This window comes from Kiloniella antarctica (assembly GCF_042682825.1).
GTDB lineage: Bacteria > Pseudomonadota > Alphaproteobacteria > Kiloniellales > Kiloniellaceae > Kiloniella > Kiloniella antarctica.
The window spans coordinates 45,756-65,365 of the sequence record NZ_JBHUII010000011.1 but is presented as its reverse complement, the minus strand read 5'-3'; the positions used below and the strand labels follow the sequence as shown (position 1 = coordinate 65,365).

The following is a 19,610-nucleotide window of genomic DNA, read 5'->3' as shown; positions in this document are numbered from 1 at the left end:
CCAACAAATAAATTCATGAAATCCCTCAGTTAAACCAAACGCCCCACTAAAAAGAGGGGCGCTGGTTCATAAGTTCCATTCAAATCATTAGTGAAGTTATCATTATTGCTTCACTTTTTCCATTTTCGGATCATATAACGCTGTAAAATGTATGTCGCAAGCAACGCGTTCTGTTCCGACCTCAAGCTCATAGCTACCAGATTTCAGATACGTGCGGTCAACACCTTCTTGATTACGAACATACCCGTAGCCAATATTCTTTTGCACTGTGAACCCAAAGCCCGCCGAAGTAAGCCAACCGACCCGCTCTCCATTGCGATAAATTGTTTCACGACCAAGAAGAATAATGGAAGGGTCATCAACGGTAAAACAACAGAGGCTTTTCTTCACACCATCGATTTTTTGCAACTCAAGGGCCTTACGTCCTTTGAAATCAATTTCTTTTTTAAGTTTACAAGCCCAAGCCATACCAGCTTCCAGCGGCGTATGATCTGGACCAATATCAGATGACCATGCACGATACCCTTTTTCCAGACGCAAGCTTTCAATGGCGCGATACCCCGCATTACCAATTGAAAACTCTTGCCCCGCTGCCATAAGGGCTTGATATACATTCAAGGCAAATTCGGTTGGGATATGGAGTTCCCACCCAAGCTCTCCGACATAGGTCACACGCAAGGCCATAACAGGTGCTCCAGCTACGCCAAGAGTCTGCATTGATCCAAAAGGAAAGCTTTCATTACTGATATTATCATCTGTAATTTTCTGAAGTACCTTTCGTGCGCAAGGCCCCATAACGGAAAGGACTGAGTAACCTGAGGTCACATCAATAAGCTGAGCATTCAAACCTTCTGGAATGTTCTTTTTAATCCAGTCAAAATCATGGGTCGCATAACCAGTACCTGTAACGATATAAAATTCATCATTTGAAATACGAACAACCGTGAGATCGCATTCGATCCCCCCACGATCATTCAGCATCTGGGTATAAGTCAGAGAACCTGGTTTCTTTGCAACATCATTAGCACAAATCCAGGTGAGAGCCTTTTCAGAATCTGGCCCAACCAACTTGAATTTTGCAAATGAGGATTGATCAAAAACAGTTATATTTTCACGGGTTAATTTGTGTTCTTCACCAACATTTTCAAACCAATTTTGACGGTTGAAGGTGTAGATGTCTTTGGCTTCTTGTCCTTCTCTCGCAAACCAGTTCGGACGCTCCCACCCTAATTTCTCACCAAAACATGCGCCTTGGCTTTTAAGTTGATCATAAAGCGGCGAACGACGATTTGGTCGGCCGCTTGAATGCTCCTCAAAAGGCCAGGCCATGGTGTAGTGCTTGCCATAGGCTTCGAGGGTTCTTTTACGTACCCAGTCTGTATCAAAGTGAGCCCGACCAAAGCGTCTGATATCAACCGGCCAAAGATCATACGGAGGCTCGCCATTTACGACCCATTCAGCCAATGCCATACCAGCACCTCCGCCTGAAGCGATACCAAAGGCATTAAATCCGGCTCCAACAAAATAATTCTTAAGTTCTGGCGCCTCACCCAGAATGAAATTTCCATCCGGGGTGAAGCTTTCAGGTCCATTGATCAGCTCGCGAACACCTGCTGTTTCCAATGCAGGAACGCGACCAAGAGAAAGTTCAACCAACTGTTCAAAATGATCCCAATTTGAATCTAAAAGTGAGAATTGGAATTTCTCAGGAAAACCTTTTGTTGCCCAAGGAATACCATTGGGTTCATACCCGCCCATAACCAAGCCACCAACATCTTCCTTATAATATGTCAGACGGTCCGGATCTCTAAGGGTCGGCAAATCTGGTGTAATGCCTTCAATTTTCTCAGTGATCATAAACTGATGTTCAACAGACACCAACGGCACATTCACGCCGACCTTTTTGGCTTCTTGACGCGCCCATTGACCACAACAGTTCACCACTTTGTCGCATTTTATCCGGCCCTTGCTTGTCATAACAGCGACAACCTGGCCATCTTCAACCTCAACATCCAAAACTTCGGTGTCTTCATATATTGAAACACCGTTCATTCGTGCACCCTTGGCGAGCGAAAGCGTGATATCTGATGGATTAGCTTGACCATCCGTAGGAAGGAAAGCCGCCCCGACCACATCATCAATTGTCATCATCGGCCAAAGGTCTTGTGCTTCCTTCGGGGTCAGGAGTTGCATATCAAGGCCAAATGAATGTGCAGTAGTAGCCTGTCGCTTAACTTCGGTCCAACGTTCTTGCGTACAGGCAAGGCGTAGCCCGCCATTCATTTTCCAGCCCGTTGCCTGCTCAGTTTCCTTTTCAAGGTTTTTGTACAGATCAACCGAATAGCCCAGTAACTGGGTAATATTCGCATTCGATCGTAACTGCCCCACAAGACCCGCGGCATGGAATGTTGTTCCAGAGGTTAATTTCCCCCGTTCAATCAAAATAGTGTCGCTGTATCCCATCTTGCCGAGGTGATAGGCTGTGGAAGCACCGACAATGCCTCCACCGATTATAACGACCCGTGCTTCAGATGGCAGATCTGCTGATGGTAAATCAGTCATTTTTGTATCTCACTTTTTTGGAAGGCTCGAAGCTCTAATTTATATTTACGGAGGTTCTGTTCAGTGTATTTTTTAAAATCAAAATCAATATCTGAGTATATTTCAGACACCATGCTCCACATGGTTTCTCGGAGGAGAGAGGCACATTTCATCGCCTCATATTTCATTGTCAGCTCATCAGTTATAGGTTTTTCGTAATAAGTTTCGAGAACCGATTTTTCGACAGTCGTATCCAACTCTGAATTGGAAACCAGACCGCCGAGGTCAAACAATGGTGAATTAAATCCAGCATAATCCCAGTCAAACAACCAAAGCCGTTTACCATCATCGATGAAATTTGCAGCAAGAAGATCGTTATGGCCAAAGACCATTTCCACTTGACCTACGGCCTGTTCAAGATGTTCAGCACTTTCAAGCAACCAAGGAATTTCGCCGAGCATCCGGCTCTGCTTGTCCTTGAGGGTTGCCGCATAGTCTCTAATGACATGAAACACCCAAAACACCAGTGAAGGGCCTCTTAGAAACTTTGGTATTTCCCTATGTGCTTTGCGAATAAGGGGAATAATTTTTTCCAAATTGGCAGGCTTTCTCACTGCCGCCTCATCAAAACATTTACCCTCTATAAAACGGAGCACCATAATTCCCTGAGTGGCATATATTACTTCAGGCGAGACCCCTGCTTCATAAGCCGCTCTACTTGCTGCAAGTTCATTAAAACGCATCACGTGGTGGACAGGAATATCATCCCCAAAACGAACGACGTATTTTCCGTTTTTATCTTTCACTGTAAAATTATGATTTGTAATTCCACCGCCCAGGGGCTCTGGATTAACAAGACCGCTCCAACAAGGAAGCTGACAAATTTTTTCTATTTTAGTCGTCATAACGTTGTTCTACCCAAGACCAAGACGTTGTTTCGTTTTTTTAGATCCAGCAGCAATCATACGATCAGCAATGATCGCGATGAAGGCGATGGATAGACCAGCAACTAACCCCCTGCCGGTATCAGCTTTAGTCAGGGCGATATATACCTCTTGGCCAAGATCTCTGGTGCCAACCAACGCTGTGATCACCAACATCGATAAAGCCAACATGATGGTTTGATTGAGACCAAGAAGAATTTCCGGCATCGCCAAAGGCAACTTGATTTTGAAAAGCAGCTGACGTTTGGTACAGCCAGAAGTTACACCCGCTTCAATGAGGGGGGCTGGTATTTGTTGTATGCCGTGTGTTGCATAACGAACTGCCGGAGCAATGGCATAAAGGACCACAGCCACCATTGCTGAGAAATCGCCAACCCTGAACAACATCACAACTGGGATCAAATATACAAAGCTTGGCAAGGTTTGCAGTGTATCAATCACGACTTGGACGATACGGCCAAACCTTTGATTCTCTGCGGCAAGCACACCAACAGGAATTCCGATCGCACAGGCAATAATGACAGATACACCACAAAGATATACCGTAATCATCGCCTTTTCCCACATTCCTGTCATGAGAATAAACAGGCTAAGAGCAAGCGTCAGCGCCAACAAACGAACACCACCAAGTTGCCATGCCGCCACAGATAAAAGAAGGATCGTCCAAGCCCATGGCATTTTTAAGAGCACCATTTTGACCGGCACCATAAAGTACACAAGAACGAAGGTTTTATAACCTTCCAAAGTGTCAAAAAAATTGATGTTGATCCACTTTACAAATTCAGCAAGCGATGTCCCAACACCAAGTTCCATTGCCACTGGATAACTTTGAATAGGAGCTATTATCAAACCAAGAACAAGGGTCACGATGGCAATCACAGTAACCGTCACCAGCCAAGGATGGCGACGCACAAATGTCTGTGACGTGTCTGAGTGAACAGGGTCTGGTCTTGTCGCAAAAGCCTGACTCAAACGGTCTAGTGCAATTGCAAGAACTACAATACCGACACCGGCCTCAAGTCCCCCACCAATATCAAGACGGCGCAAGGAAGACAGTACATCGTACCCAAGCCCTCCAGCACCAATCATAGAGGCAATAATAACCATATTAAGGGAAAGCATAATAACTTGATTAACACCCACCATTAACCCAGGCATTGCTGCTGGAACCAAGACTTTCCACATCAGTTGTCTTTTAGTGCAGCCTGCCATGTTGCCAAAATCACTCAGTTCGCTCGGCACTCCCTTTAAAGACATAATTGCAATACGGGTCATTGGTGGCATTGCATAAATAATCGTCGCAATCATTGCCGCAACAGGCCCAAAACCAAACAAGAAAAGAATGGGAACAAGATAAGCAAATACCGGGATGGTCTGCATCAAATCCAATACCGGAGATATACACCTGTCAAAGGTCGGTGAACGATAAGCTACAACGGCTAGTAATAATCCGCCTATAACACCAAACGGCACAGCAATGACAATCGATGCCAATGTCACCATAGCACTGTCCCATTGACCAAATATCGCGAGATAAAGAAAACATCCGCCAACAAAAGCAGCAAGTTTCCAATCCTTCGCATAATGTCCCATAGCAACAATGACAGCGATGACCGCAATCCAGGAAAGTGGGGGAAGGATTTGAACGGCTTGACTACCCTGCCCTTCTAAGAAGCCAGTTGAAAATAGACTTGTGGCGAAAGAAAGCGGCACATCCAGTAACCATGAGAAACTTCGAGTCATTTCCTTAAAAGTAAAAAAGCCAAAATTTGCATCTTCAACCAACCAATCCATGAAACTGGAGAAGTAATTTTTAATTGGGAGTTGTGATTTTCGAGGTATTTTGAACATCCATTTAGGAAATAGCCCCTTACCTTCTATATAAAAAAATACAGATGTAATAAGTGCTATTATCCAAAAAACGTTAACACCCTTAAGCCGCTTCTCGACAGGAAGAATATTTTTGATGCTTGCAATCACAGGACGACCTCGCGCCCAACCAGTACATCCATCACCATCTCCCGTGTAAGAAGTCCTATTGGAGTTCCTTCAGGCCCTGTAATGACAAATGGCTTATTCGATTTCTCAACTTGATCAGCAACATCTGCAATAACCGCATCATGAGGTACAGAACCTGCCGTTTCGATCGTGCTATCAAAAGCAATCTTTAACAAACCAGCCGTTAACACTTTTGCTCTTGGTATGTGCTGAGTGAATTCCGCAACATAGCTTGTTGCTGGATTTATCACCAATTCTTCCGGGGTTCCAATTTGAATGACTTTACCGTCTTTCATGATTGCGATGCGATCAGCTAAACGGATCGCTTCTTCAAAATCATGCGTGATAAAAACAATGGTTTTTTTCAAGACATTCTGAAGGCGGATAAATTCATCCTGCATTTCACGTCGAATAAGTGGGTCCAACGCGGAGAAAGGTTCATCCAAAAACCAAATCTCGGGTTCAACAGCTAGAGAGCGTGCAATACCAACCCTTTGTTGTTGTCCTCCTGACAACTCACGAGGGTAAAAATTTTCTTTTCCCTTAAGCCCGACCAACTCAATAATACTTCTGGCTTGCTGTTCTCTCTGTTCTTTAGAAACACCCTGTACCTCAAGTGGAAATGCCACATTACCAAGTACAGTAAGATGTGGTAAAAGAGCAAAATGTTGAAAAACCATACCCATTTTATGGCGACGAATTTCAATCATCTCTTTATCGCTGGCTTTTAAAAGGTCCTCACCATCGAAAAGAATTTCACCCCCGGTAGGTTCAATCAAACGAGAAAGACAACGAACCAATGTTGACTTCCCAGAACCAGACAATCCCATAATAACGAAAATTTCACCGGAATTAATATCTATGTTAACGTCTCTAACGCCGCCAACCAGATTTGCCGTTTTCAGGTCATGAGAACTCGGCTTGTTATTATGTTTTTGTAAAAAATTTTCAGCATCAGGCCCAAAAATTTTCCACACGCCCTTGCATGACAGCTTCACGGATGAGTTCATAACCACAAGACCTATAGGTATATATAACAATAACTTGTAAGATTAACTTTATAAGTCAGATGTATGGTGCCCAGCAGGGAAATATACACCATACATCTGAATAATCGGGTTTAGTTTTTAACCCAATCTGACCAACGATCTTTATTGGCATCTACCCAATGATCTACAACAGCATCCATATCTTTGCCGTCCAAATCTACATCAATAATCATTTGGGACATTTCATCATTACTGATATTGAAGCCTTCGATGGCTTTATGCGCGCCGGGCCATTTGCCCTTTAACCCAGACCAAGCCACTTTCCAGATTGGACCCGTTGGCTTACCGCAATCATAAGCAACATCTTCATTTGATCCCCAAGCAGGATCGTTATAACATTCCGCAGTATATTTCGGGAATTCGACCCATTCCCCTTTAAACTTAGCAGGCGCCCAATGAGGAGAATAAACCCATAAGAGAACAGGGGCTTTTCTCTGATATGCTGATTCAAGTTCAGCAAACAGCGCAGCATCTGTTCCAGCATGAATAACTTCGAAATCCATTTCTAGAGCTTCAACTCGCTCATCATCAAATCCACCCCAAGTCACAGGCGCGCCAAGATAACGACCTTTGGGAGCCGTTTCAGGCGTCGCAAAAGCTTCTGCACAATCGTTCAGAGCTTCCCAGTTTGGAAGACCAGGGCAAACCTCTTTCATATAGGAAGGGTACCACCACTCTTCAATTGCCTGCATGCCTGTCTCACCGAGGTTTACAACTTTCCCCGTACCAACAGCTTCATCCATGGCCTCACGACCCGTGGTTTCCCAAATTTCCATAGCAACATGAAGGTCACCTTCTTTCAGGCCAGCAAACTGTGCAATATAATCTGCCTGAACATATTCGATATTGTACCCAGCTTTTTGCAGAACCGATCCCATTATTTTTGTCGTAATCAGTTGTCCCGTCCAATCATGAAGGGTCAACTTAATAGGATCATTTGATTCAACATCAGCATATGAAGCCGTAGCAACCATGCCTGTCATAGCAAGACCACCGAGCAGCGCCAAAGCGAAGCGAGACGTTTTTTTCATAAACTTCTACTCCCTGTAAGGAATTAATTATTTAGTTCTCTTTTATTTTTAATATCCAAATATATCCACAGATATCATCATAAGTCAACACAAAAGCAACATCTACATTCATCTATGTTACCAAAATAAGTCATAATGTGGGATTGCGTAGTTGTTGCGAAAAGAAAGGGGAATAATCGACACAAATTCCTTATGGTGCATAATATTTTTTGCCCAAAATAAAACCGCAAAATCTTGTTATAATTTTGGTAACACCAGGCTTTCTTACTGCCTATACTCGAAGAAAAAAAGATGACCACATATCTGTTGGCCACCTGTCAGCTACAATAAAATTTTCGAAAGATCACAAGGAAATCGCTTAAGCGATGATCACTTTAACCTCTGCCTCAACAAGGCATGCGGCAAGAGCCTCATCTGGCTCTTCATCTGTAATTAAGATATCAACACCTTTGATCGGCCCAACTTTAACAAGTCGAGATCTGTTGAATTTACTTTTATCCACCACGGCTATCGTAATTTGCGCCTGAGCCATTACTGTGCGTGAAAACTCTGCTTCGGCAAGATGATCAACCATCAACCCCTTAACCGGATCAATCCCCCCAAGAGATAATATCGCATACTTCACATCAAATTGGGCGACAAATGCATTTGCTGATGGACCAAAAGCCGCAGCATCATCAGCCCGGAGTTCGCCGCCAGCAATATAAACCCTATTGCCATTTCTAGTCGCCAAGGCCCTTGCCGTTTCAACTGAATTTGTTACCACCAAAAGGTTTGAATGATCTTGCAGCGCATGTGCAGCAATCGCCGTAGTACTGCCCGTATCCAAAATAAGAGAATCGCCATTTTGAATGATTCGGGCCAAGGCTTCGCCTATTTTCCTTTTCGCTTCCTGATTTTCTACCATCCGAAGTGAAAAGGGCGGTTCATGGGCTTGATCAGGTACAATTATACCGCCATGTACTTTTTCAACAAGACCGGCAGATACCATCGGCTTCACATCACGCCTTACAGTTTCATCCGAAACAGAGAACTGTTCGGCCAACTCAAGGATCGTGCAAAGCCCTTTGCTGCGAACCGCCTTTAGAATTTCTTTTTGTCTTGTTGTTGGATGCATGAAATCCACAAATCTCCATAAACTTTCTACAGCAATAAGGTAATTTCAAAAGAAAATCAAATACTCAGAGACCAAATCAGCTTATCGTTATCGCTTCCGCACCATGTTTTTTTTGGTTTTTGATGTTGGTTCAGCCACCAAAGGATCATCAGGCCAATAGTGTCTGGGATATCGGCCTTTCATATCTTTTTTCACATCGTGATATGTATTTTGCCAAAACCCCGCTAAGTCGTTTGTCACCTGAAGAGGCCTGCGGGCAGGAGAGAGCAAATGCAATCTTAAAGGAACTTTTCCCCTTAATATAGAGGGCGTTTCTGACAACCCGAACAATTCCTGCAACCGAACCTCTAAAACGGGCAGTTCGGGATCATTATAATTGATCCGCGGACTGTTACCAGTTGGCACCGTAAACCGCTCGGGAAATTCTTTATTTAAAAGCTGAAGTTTATCCCAACCCAACAATGAGGACAAAAGTGTATAAAGATCCAAATTTTTCAAATCTTTGAAGGAGGAAACATTCTTGAGGTATGGCGTGAGCCAAACATCAAGATTATCCAGCAACCAATGCTCATTAAAGTCCGGCCAGTCATCAACCTCACCATAGCACCGCGCCGTCGCAACTCTCTGACAAAGTTGCACCGCCTTCTCACTCGGCTCTAAAAACGAAAGCCCCTTGTTTCGAATAACCCGGAGGATTTCTTTTACAATAGATTTTTGGTCGGGATGTTTCTGACGTTTAGCAGAAAGGATCAATTCAGCAAATCTCTCGACCCGTTCCCCAAGGAAGATCCCTTTTACCTCATCTATACGGACCTGATCTTCAGAAGCTATTCTCTCCGCATGCAAACTTCGAACATCAAGTTCAGAAAGAGCCAAAGCCTGGTAAACGCGAACACTCGCGCCATTACCGCCCACATTTGTCATCACCAGATATGGCTCTGACGCCAAACTATCCAACGGATCAATTTCAGCGCCCTTGCCGCTGGACAACTTAAATCGGCCAGTAGAGTTTTTCCTGAGCTGACCAATGCGATCCGGATAAGCAAGAGAGGCAAACGCCCCTGCCATAGTCAAGTCGACACGGCCACCAACCTTAATATTGATTTGTTTGGCATACTGCTCGGCAATTCTTTTTATTTGTTTGATACGTTGCCGATCAAATCGTAAACCTTTATCAGCTCCTTTTCCAACCACACCTTCAAGGCGCAGCCGTAAATCAATGGGAGCCTTTGCGCTACTCTTTTGAAGGACATCCCGCTCATTTAACAAGGCAGCCAACAGACAGCCAAGCCACCCCTCACCCTGTTCTTTCGCCATAATCAGCATATGCGCCAGTCGCGGATGAACTGGCAGTCGCGACATAGCCTTGCCATGAGGCGTAATCCGTCCCTGTGTATCTATGGCTCCCAAAGAAGACAGAATCTCGACTGCCTGCTTCCAGGATGAGGCAGGTGGCATATCACACCACGAAAGCTCACTTGGGTCCGTCGTCCCCCAATTAAGAAGTTCTAGGACCAGCGAACAAAGGTCGGCTTCAAGGACTTCCGGCTTGTTTTGCATTGCCAAGGCACCGTTTTGAACTTCCGGCCACATGCGATAACAAACACCGGGCTCCAGCCGTCCTGCACGACCAGCACGCTGCTCTGCCGAGGCTCGCGAGACCCGGAGAGTTTCCAATCGTGTCATTCCACTAGATGGATCAAAACGCGGACTGCGCATATATCCGCAATCAACAATAACCCTTACCCCTTCAATCGTGAGACTGGTCTCTGCGATTGAAGTTGCCAATACGACCTTTCTCATGCCCGCGCCAGAGGTTGAAATTGCACTGCGTTGCTCTGCTAAAGCCAAATCACCATAAAGAGGCCTCACTTCAACATTTGATGGCAAAGTCTTGGATCGCAATAAATCATGTACCCGTTTGATTTCACCTACCCCTGGCAAGAACACCAAAACGCTTCCCTTCTCGCTCCGCAAGACTTCTTCAACCTTGTCTGCTACATCAAAGGAGATATTTTTCCGGTGCGTTTCCGGCCCATAGATATTTTTGACAGGAAAACTACGACCTTCACTGGTAATGATTGGCGCTCCGCCCATAACTTTTGAAACCGCGTCACCGTCCAAGGTCGCTGACATAACCAATATCCGAAGATCATCCCGAAGTGCCATTTGCGCTTCCAAGCACAAAGCCAGGCCAAGATCCGCTTGCAGACTTCTTTCGTGATATTCATCGAAAATAACCAACCCATAGTCAGAGAGTTCAGGATCAGTTTGCAAGATCCTGGTCAGAATTCCTTCAGTGACCACTTCGACTTTGGTGTGTATACTTATTTTACTTTCTAGGCGAATACGATATCCAACGCTCTCCCCAACATTTTCACCCAGCATCCCAGCCATTCGAACTGCAGCAGCACGGGCAGCAAGTCGTCTAGGCTCAAGCATGATAATCTTTTTATCACCAAGCCAGCCAGACTGGATCAAATGTATAGGGACGACCGTGGTTTTCCCGGCACCAGGCGGTGCCTGAAGAACGGCAGAGGTATTTTCATCAAGTGCCAATGATATTTGAGGAAGAACTGAATTTATGGGTAAGTCGATCATCACAGGCTTATATCATTACCTTTGAACCAACTTCTACAACATAATAACCCTATGTATGACGATGACAAAGGCGAGTTGTGGGTTTATGCGGTTAGAGACACAAGTTTAATCATAATATCCATGACAAACTTTCATCAACACGCACACCAACTATACTTACTCAGAAGTGTTGAGACAGTTCGCTGTTCCATTTACCTTGCAATTAAACAACTTGATAGCCTCATCACCTTTCAACCGCGCCTCGTCTTTCACACACTTTGTCCATACATCTAAACTTTCAAGATAATAAGTCACTTCTCTTTTACATATCTCAAAATCTTTAGAATCAGAAAATTGCACTTCAATATATTGGTTGGTGCATTTTGGTGGGGCATAATCAGGTTTTTTACAATCGGCCAAAACTTGGGTTGACCATAGAACGATGCTCATACCCAAAACGACACTTAGTTTATTTCTCATTTTCTCTTCGGCCAATCAGGATCTCACAAGGCTGAAATCCATGTACAATTTAAGGTTATACACCCTAAATACCCATAAAATGGTAAACGAAGTTATAATGAGAAAAAGCACAGGCTCTTTCGTTCGCATGTAGCGCATAACACAACACGCGGACAAAAATCCCCCTGTTGCCAAAGCAAGATCTCAACGGTATTAGCCGAATTTTTTATCTAGTTCTTGCCCACCCGGCGCAGGATTAAAGAATTTCGCATACTTGCCTTTAACACCGTTAAACTCATCTGCGTCAGACGGGGGTGTTCCCTGCACGGTAATATTTGGCCAGATCTCTGCGTACTTCGTATTCATCGCCAGCCAATTTTCAGCCTCAGGATCCGTGTCTGGTAATATTGCTTCTGCAGGACATTCCGGCTCACAGACGCCGCAATCAATACACTCATCCGGATGAATTACCAGAGTGTTTTCACCTTCGTAAAAGCAATCAACCGGGCATACTTCCACACAGTCCATGTATTTGCACTTGATGCAATTATCCGCAACGACATAAGTCATAACGTACTCCATTAGATCTTGGCCAGAACCCAGATCCTAATAATTCAACTTTGAAAACAAGCTTTAGGAAGCTTTTTCGTACCCAAGTTCTTTATGGCTATCAAGCAAACGCTTGCGAAGAGAAGAAGCTGTTGCTTCACCATCTCCTGTAGGCTGATAGAAAACATTCACATCCGCAGATTTATTGCGATTTAAAGACCGTAAGGTTGCTGGATTTTCAATTTCCATCGTATCAAATCCGCAGCGGTGCATGAGCTGAATTTGGTCATAAAGCACATCGCCAATCGCCCGAACCTCACCCTTAAAACCATAGCGCTCCCGAAGGATGCGGGCATAGGAATAAGCACGGCCGTCGCCGAAAGCAGGAAAGTTCAATGCAACCAAAGAAAGCTTATCAAGACCGTTTTCAATAAGTTCAGGAGATTGATTGCTTTCCAAAATAACACCAAGCTCAAGGGCCGATTTCAACAAATTTTCTGCATCATCGTTCCAGCGATCAAGTGAAACTATTACAGGAAAATTGTCAGAAATTTTAGCGTCATCAGCTAACTTTATCCAATTATCAGCAATCTGACGTCCATCTTTTATGAGCGGCATTTTACTCTCTTTTCTCTATCAATTGGCCGGAATAAAATATCCGGCTCTTTGGCAGCGATCTTGCTGCAAAAAATTATAAAACCCGACTTGATTTAGCCGTTGGTCTTTGCTGATCCGGTATCGAGAAAATGTATCCCGCACTCGGTTTTATCCTGATTTTTCCAGCGTCCACTACGGGGATCATCGCCAGGTTCAACCTTGTCAGTACAAGGCATACATCCGACAGAAGGATATCCATCTGCTTCCAGTGGGTGCCGAGGGAGATTGTGCTTATCGAAATAAGCCGTGATCTCGTCTTTCTCCCAATAAGCTAGAGGATTGATTTTGATACGGCTTCCTTCGGCTTCAACCATCTCCAACTTCGATCTTGATGCAGATTGAAAACGCTTCCGTCCGGAAATCCAGGCATCAAGACTATCCAAAGCACGATTCATCGGTTCAACCTTACGAACCCAGCAACACATATCAGCATCTTGGTTCCAAAGGATTGACTTTGGATCCTTCTCTGCCAAATTTGTCTCATCGGGCAAGATCTGACGCACGTCCGTAAGCCCCAAAAATTCAGTCAATTGACGGCGATAACGATGAGTTTCACCAAACAACTTCCCCGTATCCATAAAGACAACGGGCGTCGCTGGGTTAACCTGCGCAACAAGATGTAAAAGGATGGCAGACTCTGTTCCAAAAGATGAGACCAGAGCAACTTTTCCTTTAAACTCTTCTTCGATCAGGCGGACAAGAGCATCATGGGTCGACAAATTCCTCACACTGTCCAGCAACTCTGCTGCGCGTGATTTTGTCGTCTCAAGACGTTCTCGTGCGCTTCCTTCTTTTGGCAACAAGGTCGGTGCACTAAGCATAGAGCTTTTCCTTGAACGGAGCCATTCCTACCCGGTTATAGGCTTCGAGGAAACTTTCCTCGGCACCGTTCCGGAGTTCCAGATAAATATTCACGACGCTCTCAACTGCATCCACGATTTTGTCGTAAGAAAAAGAAGGACCGATAATCTTGCCAATAGCAGCGTTCTCATTGGCATTACCACCCAGTGTAATCTGGTAGTACTCTTCACCTTTACGATCCACGCCCAAGATACCAATATGACCAACGTGGTGATGTCCACAGGCGTTGATACATCCGGAAATCTTCAGCTTTAACTCGCCGATGTCATGCTGGCGCTCAATGTCGGAAAACCGTTTGCTGATTGCTTGAGCTACAGGAATGGAACGCGCATTTGCCAACGCACAATAATCCAAGCCCGGGCAGACAATCATATCCGATATCAAACCAAGATTAGCTGTCGCAAGCCCCGCCGCTTTCAACCCTGTGAAAACCTCATAAAGATCTTCTTGTTTCACATGCGGTAAAACCAAATTTTGTTCATGTGTTGCCCGGATTTCATCAAAGCTATATTTCTCGGCAAGATCTGCCACGACTTCCATTTGATCATCAGTGATATCGCCAGGCGCTTCACCTTCTGGTTTCAACGAAATGTTAGCGATCGCGTATCCGGCTTGCTTATGCCCGACAACGTTTGCCCTCACCCACGTAGCAAAGTCACGATCTTCAAAGCGTTTAACTTCAAACCCACGCGATGTCACATCCAGGGTTTCAAAACTTGGTGGTGTAAAATACTCATTGATCCGATCAACTTCTTCCAGCGGAAGCTTAAGAGCCGTATCCTTGATACGCTCCCACTCAGCTTCGACCAAGCGGCGAACTTCATCAATTCCTGTTTCGTGCACCAGGATTTTAATACGCGCTTTATATTTGTTATCGCGACGGCCAATTTGGTTATAAACTCGAAGAATAGCCTCAAGATAACTCAAGAGGTGTTCTTTCGGCAGAAACTCACGTACGACTTTACCAATCATGGGCGTCCGCCCCTGACCACCGCCGACATGCACTTCAAAGCCGACTTCACCTTCGTCATTTTTGACAATTGCCAAGCCAATGTCGTGAACACGGATTGCAGCACGGTCAGTGGTTGCACCTGTTACGGCAACTTTGAACTTACGTGGCAAGAAAGTGAATTCAGGATGCAAAGAAGACCACTGGCGAATAATTTCGCAATAAACCCGAGGATCTTCAATCTCATCGGCCGCAGCACCTGCATATTGATCAGAAGTCGTATTTCTTATGCAATTACCACTGGTTTGAATGGCATGCATTTCAACTTCGGCCAACTCTTTCAATATTTCCGGCACATCCTTGAGAACAGGCCAGTTGTATTGCAGGTTTTGACGGGTCGTAAAGTGGCCGTAGCCTCTGTCATATTTTCGGGCAATATGTGCCATCTTCCGCATCTGTAGCGAATTAAAGGTGCCATAAGGAATGGCAACACGAAGCATATAGGCATGGAGTTGCAAATACAGACCGTTCATCAAACGGAGCGGTTTGAACTGATCTTCAGTAAGATCACCCTCAATACGACGTTCCACCTGATCCCCAAATTGGGCAACACGCTGTTTTACAAAATCAGCATCAAATTCATCATAACGATACATTGCTTTATTCCTTACCCGGCCTGCTGCAGGATATTGTTATTCTGTCCGTGACCATAATGGACGGTTGGCCCCTTAGCCCGGATACCTTCTTTAACAGAAAGAGTGCGAATACCAGTTTCGTCGCGCTCAACTTTAATCAAATAAGGACCAACAATAAGCTGATTGGCTTCAGCCTTTTCAGCCTCCTTACGAAGAACAGCTTCACCGTCACTGTCATCGACAGTCTTTGCAGCAGAGAAATCATCTGTCCATTCAGCATTTTCGCCAAAGTAAACAACTCCACCACCAAGTAATCGGTTCGCAGTCATAATCTGCAATGCCATTGTTTTTACTCTCTCCTAGACGTGCCGATTAAAGTCCGGCAACGGCGACTTCGTTTAAATACAAAGCCACATTTTTGTTTTCTATCGCTCCAGCAGCTATTTGCTGAAAATCCGCTTTACTTGCAAAGCTTGCAACCGACCCGATAACGATCAACGCTGGCCCTGTAATATTATGCGTCTCAACCATGTGCGCCGTATCTAACAGCTTGCCCGGCAGCACCCTTTGATTTGGACGCGTGCCATTTTCGATAATTGCAACAGGTGTGTTTCTATCCAACCCATGTCTTATCAGCTTGCTCGCAATCTGATCGGCGTTGGAAATACCCATGTAAAAGACCAATGTTTGGCGGTTATTTGCTAAACCCGACCAGTCAGCCTGTGTGATCCCATCACCATTTTGTCCCGCAACAAAGGTAACCATTGAGGCATGATCTCGGTGGGTCAGCGGAACTCCTGCAGCTGCAGCACAACCAACCGCAGCGGTGATGCCTGGAACGATATCTACATCGATCCCTTCAGATTGCAGAACTTCCATTTCCTCGCCACCACGGCCGAATACAAAGGGATCTCCACCTTTCAAACGCACAACCCGCAAACCTTTTTGTGCTTGCTGAACAAGGATTTCATTAATCTCGTCCTGAGTTTTACTGTGTTTTCCCGGTGCTTTACCAACATAGATCCGATCAGCATCACGACGAACGTAATCAAGAATATCATCACTGATCAGTCGATCATAAACCACCACGTCAGCCTGTTGCATGAAACGCATAGCACGAAAGGTCAGAAGATCAGGATCACCAGGACCAGCACCAACGATGGCAACATGACCAGCTTTGCGCTCTTCTTTCCAATTTAGATTAATGAGCCCAAGCATTTTCTCCCGGGCAGAAACCTCACGACCGGACAAAACAGCTTCTGCAACAGGTCCATCAAAGAAATCTTCCCAGAATTTTCGACGTTCGTTTCCGCCTGAAATCGTTCCCTTAACCGCACCACGGAAGCTATCGGCAAAGGTTGCCAAACGACCGAGGGCGGGCGGCAGAATACTTTCGATTTTCTCTCTTAAATTTCGCGCAAGAATAGGAGCTGCCCCACCACTTGAAATTGCAACAACCATTGGAGAACGGTCAACGATTGCGGGCATAATAAAGTCTGAAAGATCAGGACGATCCACAGCATTAACTTTGATACCATGTGCCTGCGCAGCGTGACTTACCGAAGCATCCACCGCCTCTATATCCGTCGCGGCAAAAACCAAACTTGCGCCAACGACATCACTACTGTGAAATTTGCGTTCTTCATAACCGATGTGGGCGCCGGCAACCAACTCTTTAATTTCATCACAAAGAGTGGGAGCAATCACAGTGACAGCTGCATCAGCCTTACGAAGAAGACGCAACTTTCTCGCGGCCAGATCTCCGCCGCCTACTAAAATGACCTTCTGACCCTTAAGAGCCAAGAAAATAGGAAAGTGATCCATGACACCCTCACGTTAATTTCACACAAAATAAACGATAATTATTTTATCAATTACATTTGTTCATAGTGAATAGATGACATGTCTCGTTAAAAATACAAGCAAAAAAGTAAATTGTCTTAATTCGACACATAATTTGTGTTATTAATAAATTAATCAATAAAAACTTACTACTAATGATTAAAACACTCACCGCGGAATGTTATATTTTGTTTTATTTCAATTAATTATATCAATTTTTTTGAAAATATTTTTATTCAATGTTCGAATTAAAAAGAAAATATTGTACCAATTATAGTTAATTACAGAGCAAAAAAATATTTTATTCACAGTAAATAATTGGGAATATATTATCATTATCACATATACATTTTTGATGTGTGATTATATCAAGTTCCTCTTTACCACTCTGAACCGTTAACTCAATAATACGATACAGAGCACTAATTGCCTTTTGTGCAGCCTTTTCTTCAGCCTCCCCCTTCATCAACCATCCCATAAACAAACCTGTAAAGAGATCACCTGTTCCCGAGAAAGAAACGTTAAGACAAGGGGTTATGATCAAATGGGCCGTTTCGGAAGTAACGACAAGGACGCCAATGTTTGGCACTCTCTTATCACCAAAAATGTCGGGGGACGGTTCAGCAGATGTGATAACAACGCATCGTAAGGAAGTCTTATTTATCAAAGTCCGAGCGGCAGAAATCATCTCGGCGTAAGTTACCGTTTTCGTTTGCGTAATATAATCAAACTCAAATTTATTGGGCGTTATAATATCCGCAAGCGGCAATAAACGCTCCACGATTAGCTCAGGTATCCCCTTATTTACAAAAAATCCCGTTCCCTTGTCCCCCATGACAGGATCAAGACAATAAATTCCCGCTGAGTTGAGCCTTTTATAACGCCCTACTGCCTGTGCTATTATTTCAACATTTCCTACAGAAGCTAAATAACCCGACAAAATGCCCGCACAGTTCACAAAGGCTCCACGATCTTCAATACCATTAAATAGCTTTTGCAACAGTACGGGATCAACTGCTGCGCCATAAACACTCGGATGTGCAGGATGATTGGAAAGAAGTGTGGTAGGAAGGGAAACCACTTCAACTCCAAGCTTTTGCATGGGAAACACTGCTGCGGAATTACCAACATATCCATAACAGACGTAGGATTGAATAGAGATTACAGATGGCATGTGCCTACCTCATATCTTCTTTGTTAGTTCCACTACTGACTGTTCCGATGTACTCGCCAAGCTCTGAACCAGATTCCTGTCAATTGACACAAGGTTAGATTTGAAATCCGGAAAGTTCATCTCGAACCAATTCCTCACTGGGGACAAAATTTCCTGCTCCAAAGATCCCGTCATCAAATTGGAAACCCTTGGAATGTGCTGTAAGTATACGCTCTTGTTATCCCTGGCATTAAGGCGGGCAAATAACCCCAATACTTTGGCGTGCCGTTGTGCCGAAAGAACATAAAACCAATCCATAAAGATTTTCTGTGCTTCAGGTGAGGCATAAACCTCTCCCATGCTCGACAGATAACGGGATATCATCTTCGTTCGAAACTTGGGAACAATATCCCGTCTGGCATCCTCAACCAACGACATCAAATCATAGGGAGCAGGCCCAAGGACTGCCGTTTGGAAGTCCAGTAAACCACAAGATGCAACCCCATCACGCCCCTCAAGGATCATCAAATTATCTATATGAAAATCACGAAGCACCAAGGTCGTTGGCAAGCAAGGTAGATTATTAAATATCTCACACCACGCATCAATAAAGCTTTGACGTTGATTCGAAGTCAGTGCATTAGCGTTCACCGTGGGATAATACCAGTCCACCATAATAAGGGCTTCTCGGATGAAAAATGCCAGATCATATGGCGGCATTTCAATTTCAGGTAATTGCGCAGATGAATGCATCTTCACCAGCACATCCACCGCCAACGCATAGAGTTCCTCTTCGCTTCCCCCTGCAGCCAAGAGCTTGGCGTAGGTTTTTTCACCAAAGTCCTCTAGGAGCAAAAAGCCCTTTTCAATACTCTCCTCGTAAATCACCGGAACCGAAATTCCACAGGAAAGAAGGTGTCGGGCAACTTTGGCAAAAACCTCGACTGGCTCGGCAACACCGGGGGGAGCATCCATCAAAATTCTGGTTTCGCCATTTTTGCTAAGCCGAAAGTAACAACGCGCAGAAGCATCAACGGGCAAAGCAGAGATTTCTGCCTCTTCCCACCCCGAGCTTTTTACAAAGTCGATTCTCTCTTTTTCTCGCTGAACAGGATTTATCTGCACGAACTATACCGCCACACTATATACAGGTGAAAACTCAAATATTCTCAATAACTTTCCCACAGTATATAGCTGTCGTGCGCGGAAAATAAACACCCGTTATTCTCTCCCTATTGACAAGAT

16 protein-coding genes are annotated in these 19,610 nt (G+C 44.5%); all 16 read right to left on the bottom strand.

The genetic code is table 11. The features are described 5' to 3' along the window. Positions 1 to 102: 102 nt before the first annotated feature. Entirely contained in the window at positions 103 to 2,562 is a 2,460-nt protein-coding gene (locus tag ACFSKO_RS16205) for a GcvT family protein (RefSeq protein WP_380253539.1), read from the bottom strand. Beyond that, complete coding sequence (locus ACFSKO_RS16200) at positions 2,559 to 3,446, bottom strand: phosphotransferase (protein WP_380253537.1); 888 nt, start codon at positions 3,444 to 3,446, stop codon at positions 2,559 to 2,561. The genes ACFSKO_RS16205 and ACFSKO_RS16200 overlap by 4 nt, the downstream gene beginning before the upstream one ends. 9 nt (positions 3,447 to 3,455) lie before the next feature. After that, on the bottom strand, positions 3,456 to 5,336 hold the full coding sequence (locus ACFSKO_RS16195) for an ABC transporter permease (RefSeq protein WP_380253535.1): 1,881 nt from the start codon (positions 5,334 to 5,336) through the stop codon (positions 3,456 to 3,458). A gap of 125 nt (positions 5,337 to 5,461) precedes the next feature. Beyond that, positions 5,462 to 6,493 (bottom strand): quaternary amine ABC transporter ATP-binding protein, encoded by a 1,032-nt coding sequence (locus tag ACFSKO_RS16190; RefSeq protein WP_380253533.1) that lies wholly within the window; start codon positions 6,491 to 6,493, stop codon positions 5,462 to 5,464. Between the two features lie 110 nt (positions 6,494 to 6,603). Continuing rightward, a complete protein-coding gene (locus ACFSKO_RS16185) occupies positions 6,604 to 7,563 on the bottom strand; it encodes an ABC transporter substrate-binding protein (protein WP_380253531.1) in 960 nt (319 codons plus the stop codon). Between the two features lie 358 nt (positions 7,564 to 7,921). Continuing rightward, positions 7,922 to 8,680 carry a DeoR/GlpR family DNA-binding transcription regulator gene (locus ACFSKO_RS16180; RefSeq protein WP_380253529.1) on the bottom strand — a complete coding sequence of 253 codons (759 nt, stop codon included), beginning with the start codon at positions 8,678 to 8,680 and terminating at the stop codon, positions 7,922 to 7,924. Between the two features lie 87 nt (positions 8,681 to 8,767). After that, positions 8,768 to 11,281 (bottom strand): ATP-dependent helicase HrpB, encoded by a 2,514-nt coding sequence (gene hrpB / locus ACFSKO_RS16175; protein ID WP_380253527.1) that lies wholly within the window; start codon positions 11,279 to 11,281, stop codon positions 8,768 to 8,770. Between the two features lie 156 nt (positions 11,282 to 11,437). Next, complete coding sequence (locus tag ACFSKO_RS16170; RefSeq protein WP_380253525.1) at positions 11,438 to 11,755, bottom strand: PH domain-containing protein; 318 nt, start codon at positions 11,753 to 11,755, stop codon at positions 11,438 to 11,440. Between the two features lie 177 nt (positions 11,756 to 11,932). Then, on the bottom strand, positions 11,933 to 12,289 hold the full coding sequence (gene fdxA / locus ACFSKO_RS16165) for a ferredoxin FdxA (RefSeq protein ID WP_380254440.1): 357 nt from the start codon (positions 12,287 to 12,289) through the stop codon (positions 11,933 to 11,935). A 63-nt stretch (positions 12,290 to 12,352) separates the two neighbouring features. Beyond that, positions 12,353 to 12,886: a DUF934 domain-containing protein gene (locus tag ACFSKO_RS16160; RefSeq protein WP_380253523.1), complete on the bottom strand. Its 534-nt coding sequence runs from the start codon at positions 12,884 to 12,886 to the stop codon at positions 12,353 to 12,355. A gap of 92 nt (positions 12,887 to 12,978) precedes the next feature. After that, positions 12,979 to 13,746, bottom strand: a complete 768-nt coding sequence (locus ACFSKO_RS16155; RefSeq protein ID WP_380253521.1) for a phosphoadenylyl-sulfate reductase — start codon at positions 13,744 to 13,746, stop codon at positions 12,979 to 12,981. Continuing rightward, positions 13,739 to 15,391: a nitrite/sulfite reductase gene (locus ACFSKO_RS16150; RefSeq protein ID WP_380253519.1), complete on the bottom strand. Its 1,653-nt coding sequence runs from the start codon at positions 15,389 to 15,391 to the stop codon at positions 13,739 to 13,741. Before ACFSKO_RS16150 ends, ACFSKO_RS16155 begins: the two co-directional genes overlap by 8 nt. Positions 15,392 to 15,402: 11 nt before the next feature. Beyond that, on the bottom strand, positions 15,403 to 15,714 hold the full coding sequence (locus ACFSKO_RS16145; RefSeq protein ID WP_380253517.1) for a DUF2849 domain-containing protein: 312 nt from the start codon (positions 15,712 to 15,714) through the stop codon (positions 15,403 to 15,405). 28 nt (positions 15,715 to 15,742) lie between these two features. Continuing rightward, complete coding sequence (gene cysG / locus ACFSKO_RS16140) at positions 15,743 to 17,194, bottom strand: siroheme synthase CysG (RefSeq protein ID WP_380253515.1); 1,452 nt, start codon at positions 17,192 to 17,194, stop codon at positions 15,743 to 15,745. A 319-nt stretch (positions 17,195 to 17,513) separates the two neighbouring features. Further along, entirely contained in the window at positions 17,514 to 18,386 is an 873-nt protein-coding gene (pdxY, locus tag ACFSKO_RS16135) for a pyridoxal kinase (RefSeq protein WP_380253513.1), read from the bottom strand. Between the two features lie 9 nt (positions 18,387 to 18,395). Beyond that, the gene (locus tag ACFSKO_RS16130; protein ID WP_380253511.1) at positions 18,396 to 19,490 is read right to left on the bottom strand and encodes an aminoglycoside phosphotransferase family protein; all 1,095 of its coding nucleotides are present in this window, start codon (positions 19,488 to 19,490) and stop codon (positions 18,396 to 18,398) included. Positions 19,491 to 19,610 lie beyond the last annotated feature (120 nt).